General features: G+C 68.0%; 9 protein-coding genes. 3 read left to right on the top strand and 6 right to left on the bottom strand.

The window, feature by feature from the left end:
* Positions 1-206, top strand: a 206-nt coding sequence (locus Q0Q36_RS14830; RefSeq protein WP_293798967.1) for a Fe-Mn family superoxide dismutase, incomplete at its 5' end; no start/stop codon positions are given.
* 207 nt (positions 207-413) lie between these two features.
* On the opposite strand, the gene Q0Q36_RS14825 is transcribed toward Q0Q36_RS14830, so the two are convergent.
* On the bottom strand, positions 414-2,099 hold the full coding sequence (locus Q0Q36_RS14825) for a methyl-accepting chemotaxis protein (RefSeq protein ID WP_293798966.1): 1,686 nt from the start codon (positions 2,097-2,099) through the stop codon (positions 414-416).
* Positions 2,100-2,212: 113 nt separating this feature from the next.
* Positions 2,213-3,046, bottom strand: coding sequence for a ChbG/HpnK family deacetylase (locus tag Q0Q36_RS14820; protein WP_293798965.1), 834 nt, complete (start codon positions 3,044-3,046; stop codon positions 2,213-2,215).
* 235 nt (positions 3,047-3,281) lie between these two features.
* Between Q0Q36_RS14820 and Q0Q36_RS14815 the strand changes: the two genes are divergently transcribed.
* Both Q0Q36_RS14815 and murJ read left to right on the top strand, forming a co-directional pair.
* Positions 3,282-4,313 (top strand): glycosyltransferase family 2 protein, encoded by a 1,032-nt coding sequence (locus Q0Q36_RS14815; protein ID WP_293798964.1) that lies wholly within the window; start codon positions 3,282-3,284, stop codon positions 4,311-4,313.
* 9 nt (positions 4,314-4,322) lie between these two features.
* On the top strand, positions 4,323-5,849 hold the full coding sequence (gene murJ, locus Q0Q36_RS14810) for a murein biosynthesis integral membrane protein MurJ (RefSeq protein ID WP_293798963.1): 1,527 nt from the start codon (positions 4,323-4,325) through the stop codon (positions 5,847-5,849).
* On the opposite strand, the gene Q0Q36_RS14805 is transcribed toward murJ, so the two are convergent.
* The 4 genes from Q0Q36_RS14805 to Q0Q36_RS14790 all read right to left on the bottom strand — a co-directional run bounded on the left by Q0Q36_RS14805 (position 5,850) and on the right by Q0Q36_RS14790 (position 8,963).
* A complete protein-coding gene (locus Q0Q36_RS14805) occupies positions 5,850-6,827 on the bottom strand; it encodes a nitronate monooxygenase (protein ID WP_293798962.1) in 978 nt (325 codons plus the stop codon).
* A 17-nt stretch (positions 6,828-6,844) separates the two neighbouring features.
* Entirely contained in the window at positions 6,845-7,717 is an 873-nt protein-coding gene (locus Q0Q36_RS14800) for a branched-chain amino acid aminotransferase (protein WP_293798961.1), read from the bottom strand.
* Between the two features lie 150 nt (positions 7,718-7,867).
* A complete protein-coding gene (locus Q0Q36_RS14795) occupies positions 7,868-8,185 on the bottom strand; it encodes an AzlD family protein (RefSeq protein WP_293798960.1) in 318 nt (105 codons plus the stop codon).
* On the bottom strand, positions 8,172-8,963 hold the full coding sequence (locus Q0Q36_RS14790; protein ID WP_293798959.1) for an AzlC family ABC transporter permease: 792 nt from the start codon (positions 8,961-8,963) through the stop codon (positions 8,172-8,174). Before Q0Q36_RS14790 ends, Q0Q36_RS14795 begins: the two co-directional genes overlap by 14 nt.
* Positions 8,964-8,987: the final 24 nt, after the last annotated feature.

Here is an 8,987-nt window from a genome sequence, read left to right as displayed (position 1 = left end):
TCAAGGGCGGCAAGCTCGCCGTCAGCAAGACCCCGAACGGCGAGAGCCCGCTCGTTCATGGCGGCACGCCGATCCTCGGCGTCGACGTCTGGGAGCACTCCTACTACATCGACTACCGCAATCGCCGCCCGGACTATCTCAAGGCCTTCCTGGAGAGCCTGGTGAACTGGGACTACGTGGCCGAGCGCTTCGACGCCGCCAAGTAATCGGTGGATTGCCGGATACGAAAACGGGGCCTTGCGGCCCCGTTTTTATTTGTGGTGCTGTCTTCCCGCACGCGCTGCGGCGCGAAGTGCCGCTGCGCAGATGCGGGACCGTTACCCGGAAAGGGCGCCCTCTCGTCATGCGGTCCCGTGTCTGCGCAGCGGCATTGCATGCCGCAGCGCGCACGGGATGACCCGCGCTCTGGGCGCTCAGGCGGCAACGTTGCGCAGGAACTGGTCGACCGTCGAATCCAGGCGCTGGGCCTGATCGGCGACTTCGCCGGCCGCGCCGCGCACCTGCTCGGCCGAGCGCCCGGTTTCCTCGACGCTGTCGGCGAGCACGCTGAGATCGCTCGACACGGAGAGAGCGGAGGTGCTGGCCATGGCGACGCCGCTGGCGATCTCGCCGGTCGCGATGGCCTGCTGCTCGATCGAGGTCGCGACCGAATTCGCGAATTTCTCGATGGCGTTCATGCGCTCGGCAATATTCTGGATCGCGCTGACGACCTGGCCGGTCGCGCCCTGGATCGCAGCGACCTGCGCCACGATCCGGTCCGTCGCGTCCGCGGTCTGCGCCGCCAGTGACTTGACCTCGGAGGCGACCACGGCGAAGCCGCGGCCCGCCTCGCCGGCGCGCGCCGCCTCGATCGTGGCATTGAGCGCGAGCAGGTTGGTCTGGGCGGCGATGTCGCGGATCAGGTTGACGACCTCGCCGATGGCGCGAGCGGTCTCGTCAAGCGCCTGCACGGAGCCAGCGGTATCGCGCGAGACGGAGGCCGCCTCGACGATCTCCGTACGAACGCGGCGGACCTGGAATTCGACCTCGCGGATGGCAGCGCCCATCTCCTCGGCCGCCTGCGCGGCATTCTCGACGTTGCCGGAAGCGCCATGAGCGTTGTCGGCTGCGCGCGCGGCGCGCTCGGAAGATTCGGCCGCGACGCGAGCGAGGCCATCGGAAGCCTCGCGCATGCGCTCGGCATTGCTCTTGAACGCCTCGAGCGCGAGGCCGACCTCGGTGCGGAACGAGGTGATCGCGTGGTCGACGCCCTGCTGGCGCGAGCGCCGCTCGACCTCGGCCGCGCTCTGTTTCTCTTCCAGCGTCGCCCGCTCGGCGAGGCGGATCTTGAGGACGCTGAGCGCGCGCGCGATCGCGCCGATCTCGTCGCGCCGCCCGATCGCATCGATCTGCGTCGAGAGATTGCCGTCGGAAATGCTGACGATCGCCTTGGTCATGCTGCGCAGCGGTCGCATCGCCCGCGACAGCGAGAGCCATAGTAGCGGGCCGAGCACCAGCAGGATGAGCAGGCCGAGCCCGATGGTCACGAATTGCTCCCAGGCGGCGCGGGCCACCAGACGCGTCTTGTCGAAACGCAGCGCGACATAGCCGATCTGAGAATTCTGGGTGCCGACGCGGACGGCATGGATCTTGGTCAGATAGACGTCGTCCTCGACGTCGATCTCGGTGCGCTGCTGCACCGCCTTCCAGGGCTCCTCGCCGATCACCTTGGTCAACCAGCGTGGCGTCAGCGACAGCCGCGCCTCGACCGTGCGCCCGGCGGAAGCAAGCCCCGCGACATCATCCCCAACCATACCGGCATCGAAATCCGGGTCGCGCTGCAGCGAGGCGAGGATATAGCCGAGCGTGCTGTTGTCGCGCGACAGGATCAGCGACGGTGCGGCATTGACCACCATCAGGGTCAGTGCCGTGACCTTCTGGTCGAGATCGGCGCGCGTGCGGCTGTCATTGTAGCGGGCGATCGCCATCACCACGAAAAGGATGGCGACTGCGACGATCGCGACGGCCGCCGCTGCGATCTGCCGGCTGAGGGAGCCCAGGCCCTGCCCGCCCGGCTGCGCCGCCTCTTTCGCGCCGGCTGCGCGCCTGAACACCTTCATCGAGCCGATCATCTCCGAAACCGGCGCATGCTGCTGTGAAGAGCGGCGCCCCCAACTGATCGCCAGAATGGCCGATCCCGGTAAACAAATCGCTTGCAGCGCGCCCGCTGCGATCAGCCTTCCAAGGCTCTGAAACGACGGAGCGGCAGGCCCGGCGGTGGCATGAAGGCGGCAATCGCCGCATGCTCCACAGGTCGCGCCGCGACGACCGGATCGAGACTGGCCAGTTCGTCGTCGATGAAGCCCGGATGACACATCACGAGGTGGCACGGGCCGGGCTCGATCAGGAAGCTGGCGAGATCCGCGGCAAAGTCCCGCGCGGGGTCGAAGGGCGCCACACCGGAAAAGCCGCGGTTGACCCGCAAGCCCCGCTTCAGCGCAGCGGCGCGGAAACCGGTGGCAAGGCCTGCGATGACCAGCGCCTTGCCCACAGCGATACCACGCGCACGTATGGCAGCGAACCGATCCGCCGGGTCACGGACATAGAGCGTTCCAGCCGGATAGCGCCGGGGCAGCGTATCCAGCAGCGCACGCCGAACGCCAGGCAGGACATGCACATGCTGGTGCCCATCGACGAAATCCGGCGGCCGGCCGAGAGCCTGTTCGAAAGCATCGAGCTGGCGCGCGATCTCCACTGCGATCTCCACACGCGCGGCCGGCGAGAGCACGGCGGCACGCGCGACATCCTTCAAGCCCGGCAACGCACCGCCCGGAGCGAGCCGCGGCATCACCGAGATCGGAGCCGCGCAGGTCAGGTTGAGATGCAGGCCGAGATCGGCCTGGCCTGCGAAGGCGGCAAGCTCCGGCGCGAGCCTGCGCCAATGCGGGCGATTGGTCATCGCGCCCGTCGCAGTCAGCTTGCCGCGCCCGAGAAGATCGAGAATCGCGCGGCTAACGCCCTCCGTCATGGCGAAATCATCGGCGCACAGGATGAATCCCTTCGCCATCGCGCGTGTTATTCCTCGTTGATCGGGCTTGCGCTATAGCGCGATGCCCTCCCGATGGGAACGCGCGGGACATCCCGGACGTCGCGCCGCTCGGGATTCATGCGCCTTTCCATTGTATGACAGCGCATTGGGCAGGCCGTTTTGCCGCACCGGACTTGTCGACCGGCGAGCTTTACGGTTCTGTGCGTCGCGCATCGCCGACGCGGCGAGCGCATCCGCAGATGAAAGGTCGTTCGTGTCGGATATCGGGTCCCAGCCGGTTCAACGTGCGCCTCGGGCCTCCCGCTGGCCCGAGCTCTCCATCGTCGTGCCGGTGCATAACGAAGCCGCCAATCTGCCACTGCTCGTCGAACGCCTGCGTGGCGTGCTCGACGGCGAAGTCGCCTCTTGGGAAGTCGTCTTCGTCGACGACGGCAGCCGGGACGGCACGCTGACCGTGATCCGCGATCTCAACGCGGCCGACCCGCGAATCAACGCCGTCTCGCTCAGCCGCAATTTCGGCAAGGAGGTCGCGATTGCAGCGGGGCTGGACCATGCGCTGGGCGATGCCGTCGTCATCATGGATGCCGATCTCCAGCACCCGCCGGAAACCATTCCCGCCTTCCTCGCCAAATGGCACGAGGGCTATCTCAACGTCTACGGCCAGCGCACCGACCGCGCCGGCGAGACGCGGATGAAGCGCGGCTTCGCCAAGCTGTTCTACCGCATCTTCGGCTATTTCGGTGAAACGCCGCTGCCGGAAGGCGCCGGCGATTTCCGCCTGCTCGACCGCAAGGCCGTCGATGCGCTGCGGGCGCTGCCCGAACGTGCGCGCTTCTCGAAAGGACTCTATGCCTGGGTCGGGTTCCGCTCGGCCGGCGTGCCGTTCCATGTCGCCGAGCGCGAGCACGGGCAGTCGAAATTCAGATACGGCAAGCTGTTCTCCTTCGCCTTCGACGGGCTCTCCTCCTTCTCCACCGTGCCGTTGAAAATCGCGACCTGGTCGGGGGCGATCATCGCGGTGATCGCGACCTTCTCGGCGCTCTACTTCATGCTGCGGACGCTGCTGTTCGGCACCGACCTGCCGGGCTTCCCGTCGCTGATCGTCTCGATCATGTTCTTTTCCGGCATCCAGCTCGTCTCGCTCGGCATGATCGGGGAATATGTCGGGCGGATCTTCGCCGAAGTGAAGCGCCGGCCGCTCTACCTGATCGGCGAGCGCGTCGGCTTCGATGCCCGTACCGTCGACCATCCACGCGGCGACGCGCTGCCGCCGCTGATCCGCTAGTCCCGCTCCATGCTCAAGAACATCCTGTCGGTCGGCGGCTATACGCTGATCTCGCGCGTCACCGGCTTCGTGCGCGACATCGCGCTCGCGGCCGTGCTGGGCGCGGGCGCGACGATGGACGCCTTCTCGGTCGCGCTGCGCCTGCCCAACCATTTCCGCGCGATCTTCGGCGAGGGCGCCGTCAACCAGGCCTATGTGCCGACCTATGCCCAGATCGCCGAGAAGGACGGGCAGGAGGCGGCCAATCTCTTCGCCGACCGGCTCTTCACGGTTCAGTTGATCGTGCAGGTTGTCCTACTGGCGCTGGCCCTGCCGCTCATGCCCTGGCTGGTGAGGCTGCTGGCCCCAGGCTTCGCGAAGGATCCGGCGGTCTTCGAACTCGCGGTCGCGCTGACTCGGATCACCTTTCCATACCTGCTGTTCGTGACCATGGTCACCTTCCTCGGTGCGACGCTCAACGCCGTCGAGCGCTATGCCGCGTTCGCCGCCGCGCCGATCCTGCTCAACGTCTTCATCGTCGCGGCGCTCGCCGTGGCCTTCCTGTTTCCGAGCGCGGCGCACGCCGCCGCCTGGGGCGTCGCGATCTCGGGCGTCGCGCAATGGATCGTGCTCTATGTCGCGGCCAGGCGGGCGGGCGTATCGAGCAAGATCGTGCGCCCGCGGGCGGATGCCGGTGTCCGGCGCTTCCTCAAGATGTTCGGCCCGGCCGTGATCGGCTCGGCCGGCGTGCAGATCGCGATCTTCGCCGACACGATCATCGCCTCGCTGCTTCCGCGCGGCGGCTACGCGGCGCTCTACTATGCCGAGCGGCTCTACCAGTTGCCGCTCGGGCTGATCGCAATCGCAGTCGGCACCGTCGCGCTCTCGGCGATGAGCCGGGCCATCGCGCGGGGTGACGAGGGCGCAGCCAACCGGGCGCAGAACCGTGCCATCGCGATCTCCCTCTTTGCCAGCGCACCCTTCGTCGCCGCGTTCGTGGCGGTGCCGGAACTGATGGTCGCGGGGTTGTTCCAGCGCGGGGCCTTCGATGCGCAGGCGAGCGCCGCGGCCGGTGCCGTGCTCTTCGCCTATGCGCTGGGCCTGCCGGCGATCGTGATGATCCGCGCGCAGGTCTCGGCCTTCCAGGCGCGCGGCGATACGACGACGCCGATGCTGGTCGCGCTCGCCGCCATCGCCTGCAATCTCGCGCTGAAGCTCCTGCTCTGGCGCGACTGGGGCGCGCCGGGGCTCGCGCTCGCGACCGCGGCCGGCGCCTGGATCAACCTGCTGACGCTGTTCGTGCTGGCCAAGCGGCGCGGCTGGACGGAGCCGGATCGGCGCCTGCCGGGCTTCGTGGCCATCGTCTGCGGCGCTGCGGCGGTCTGCGGCGTGCTGGCCTGGTGGGGCAAGCCGCTTGCGCTGAAGCTGACCGCTGCCTCGCCCTTCGAGCCGCTCTTGATGACCGTGCTGCTGGTCTCGACCCTCGCAGCGGTCGTCTATGCCGTGCTGGCCGGCGGGCTGCTGAAGGTGACGGGCCTACTCAGGCTGCTGCGCTGATCAGGCGAGAAAGCGTTTCGCGCCGCCGAGCAACGCAGCGGCCTCCGCCACCATGCGCTCGACGATCTCGCCGGCGCTGGGAATATCGGAGATCAAGCCGGCAGCCTCGCCGAAAATGACGGCGGCCTTGTCCGGATCACCGGCCATGAAGGCCTCGCGATAGGCAGGCCCCTCGACGGCGATGGCCTCCTTGAGCGCGGCGTCGCGGCCGGCCCATGTTGCGATGAAGGCGTTGTCGGAGACGCGGATATCGAAGGGCTTCGGCCAATCGAGCTGGCGGGCGATGTCGGGCAGCGAGGAGCGGACGGTCTCGTCGCCGGTCGCGGCAACGGCGGCAGCGTGGTGGCGCTCATGCACCAGCGCCTCGCGGCTCGCCCAGAAGCGCGTGCCAACCAGCACGCCATCGGCGCCAAGCATCAGCGCCGCTGCGAGCCCCCGGCCATCGGCGATACCGCCGGCCGCGACCAGAAGTGTATCGGGGCTTTCACGGGTGATCAGGTCAGCCGCCTCGGGCACGAATGGCAGCGTCGCGCGGCTGGCGCCGTGTCCGCCGGCTTCGGAGCCTTGCGCGACGATGATCGCGGCACCCGCCTCGATGGCCTGCCGGACATGAGCGAGCGACTGGCACTGGCATATCAACGGCACGCCGGCCGTTGCGATCTCGTGCGCAAAGGGACGCGGATCGCCGAAGGAGAGCATCAGCGCGGCGGGCTTGTGCGCCAGCGCTTGCGTCAGAAGCTCAGGCTTCCTAGCCATCGACCAGGTGATGAAGCCGCAGCCGACCTGCGTATTGCCGGCTGCGGTGAATTGCTGCGCGATCCAGGTGGCATCGCCATAGCCGCCGCCGATGAGGCCGAGGCCGCCAGCGCGGGTGACCGCCGCGGCCAGCGCCCCGCCGCCTGCCAGCGCCATCGGCGCCGACAGGATCGGATGGGCGATGCCGAGACGCTCGGTCAATCGCGTGGCGAGGCGCGCCATGGATCAGGCCTTCAGGCTCAGGCGGCCTTCGGCTTGCTGTGGGCGTAGTCCATGTAGAGCTCGCGGGCGCGGCGGAAGAGCGGGCCGGGCTGGAGCGTGCGGCTGTCGATGCGGGTCACCGGCATGCACTTGGAGTAGTTGCCGGACATGAAGATCTCGTCGGCCTGCTCGAAATCCTCGTAGCGCAGGCTGCACTCCTCGACCGGCACGCCGCTCTCGCGCATCAACTTGATAACGCGCTGGCGGGTGATGCCGTTCAGGAAGGTGCCGTTCGGAACCGGGGTCTTCACGACGCCGTCCTTGGCGAGGAAGATGTTCGAGGTTGCGGTTTCCGCGACATTGCCCTGCATGTCGAGCACCAGCGCGTTGTCGAAACCGGCGGCCTTCGCCACCTTCAGCACGCGGGCATTGTTCGGGTAGAGGCAGCCGGCCTTGGCGTCCGTCGGGGCGGTCTCGTAGCTCGGGCGGCGGAAGGCGCCCTTGGTCACGGAGAAGCCGGCCGTCGGCTGCGGCATCGCCGCCTCGAACAGGCAGAGCGCGAACTGGGTCGATTCCGGGTCGGGCATGATGGTCGACGGGCCGTCGGCCTCGCCCCAATACATCGGCTTGACGTAGATCGCGGTGCCGGGCGCGAATTTCTTGACGCCCTCGAACATCTTCCCAACGATGAAGTCCGACTCGACAGTCGGATTCAGGCCGAGCGCCGTCGCCGAGCGGTTGACGCGGGCGGCGTGCAGATCGATGTCCGGCGCGACGCCATCGAAATAGCGGCCGCCGTCAAAGACCGAGGAGGCCTGCCAGAGCACATGGCTGCGCGGACCGACGATGCCGGGGTTGCCCTCATGCCAGGCCCCATCGAACCAGGTCCACGTCTGAGAATACCATGCCATGACGGCGCTCCATTGTAGGCGGATTTACTGTGCCCGCACCGTCCTCCCCCTGCCCTCCGCCGTCAACATGCGGCGATGCATATCGGGATGACGTGATGTGATGGAAGCAATCGGCCCGCGTGATGGATCGGAGCTTGTCCGGCAGTCTCCCTAGAAGCCGAGTGCGCGCAGGCCGGAAATCGCGATCATGCCGACGAGCAGCGCCAGGAGCTCGCTGCGCCGGAGGATCATCGTGCCGACCGCCGCCAGCAGCGCGAGCGCCGCAGCCCAGCCCAGTCGCTCGATCAGGGGCAGGACCGTCGCCACGACGATCGAGCCCGGCAGGGCGGCGAGCCCACGCCGGACATGCGGCGTCAGCGGGATGACGCTCATCAGCGCGACACCGGAGATGCGGCAGAGATAGGTCGCGGCCGCCATGGCGGTAATCGCGATCAGCGGGCCCCAGGTACCGAGATCAGGCAGCGTCATCGCGGAACGCTCCCGTGACCGCGCCGGCGAGCGAGCCGACGATGATGAAGGCATAGCCGTCGATCAGCCGGGCGGTGACCAGCGCGACGAGGCCGGCGACAACCCAGGGCACCATGCCACGCTTGCCGCGCCAGAGCGGCACGATCATCGCGGCGAAGAAGATCGGCATGACGAGGTCGATGCCGTAGCGGCGCGGGTCGCTCACCAGAGCGCCCAGCATGTAGCCGCCGCCGGTCGCGATGACCCAGACCAGCCAGAGAGCAAGTCCGGCCCCGACCAGCATGCCGAGATCGCGCCCGCCCTCGGCCCGGTAGCGCGTGCCGATCAGCCAATTGGCATCGGTGAAGAAGAAGAGGTGGAAGGCGTTGAGCGTCTTCGGATATTTCGCGAACCAGGGCTGCAGCGAGGCGCCCTGCAAAACCATGCGCGCATTGACGGTCGCGGTGACCACGGCGATGCCGGCGATGGCGCCCCAGGTCCATTCGGGACGCCACAGCTCCAACGAGACGAGCTGCGCAACGCCGGCATAGACGAAGCCACTCATTAGAAGGGCCTGAAACAGGGTGAGCCCCTTCGCCGCCGCAGCGGCCCCGAAGGCGACGGCGAAGACGACGATACCGGGCATCAGCACGGAGACCTTGCGCAGGCCGAGCATCATCCCGGCGGCGGTGATCGGCGCTTCCGGGACGGCCGGCGGCGTGTTCGGATCGTCTGACATCGTCATCCAGAAGCGGAAAGCCCGCGCGAAGGTCAACGCGCAGGAACGGCGCGGCTGCATGAACTCCGCGCAGGGCGCGACAGG

It is taken from the genome of uncultured Allobosea sp. (assembly GCF_945957345.1).
In the GTDB taxonomy this organism is placed as follows: Bacteria; Pseudomonadota; Alphaproteobacteria; order Rhizobiales; family Beijerinckiaceae; genus Allobosea.
Note: the sequence above shows the minus strand (reverse complement) of the source record. Positions and strands in the feature narration are given on the sequence as shown.

Coding starts and splice junctions, on each gene's coding strand:
- Q0Q36_RS14825 (WP_293798966.1), bottom strand. CDS start 2,099: ATGAAGGTGTTCAGGCGCGCAGCCGGCGCGAAAGAGGCGGCGCAGCCG.
- Q0Q36_RS14820 (WP_293798965.1), bottom strand. CDS start 3,046: ATGGCGAAGGGATTCATCCTGTGCGCCGATGATTTCGCCATGACGGAG.
- murJ (WP_293798963.1), top strand. CDS start 4,323: ATGCTCAAGAACATCCTGTCGGTCGGCGGCTATACGCTGATCTCGCGC.
- Q0Q36_RS14805 (WP_293798962.1), bottom strand. CDS start 6,827: ATGGCGCGCCTCGCCACGCGATTGACCGAGCGTCTCGGCATCGCCCAT.
- Q0Q36_RS14800 (WP_293798961.1), bottom strand. CDS start 7,717: ATGGCATGGTATTCTCAGACGTGGACCTGGTTCGATGGGGCCTGGCAT.
- Q0Q36_RS14795 (WP_293798960.1), bottom strand. CDS start 8,185: ATGACGCTGCCTGATCTCGGTACCTGGGGCCCGCTGATCGCGATTACC.
- Q0Q36_RS14790 (WP_293798959.1), bottom strand. CDS start 8,963: ATGCAGCCGCGCCGTTCCTGCGCGTTGACCTTCGCGCGGGCTTTCCGC.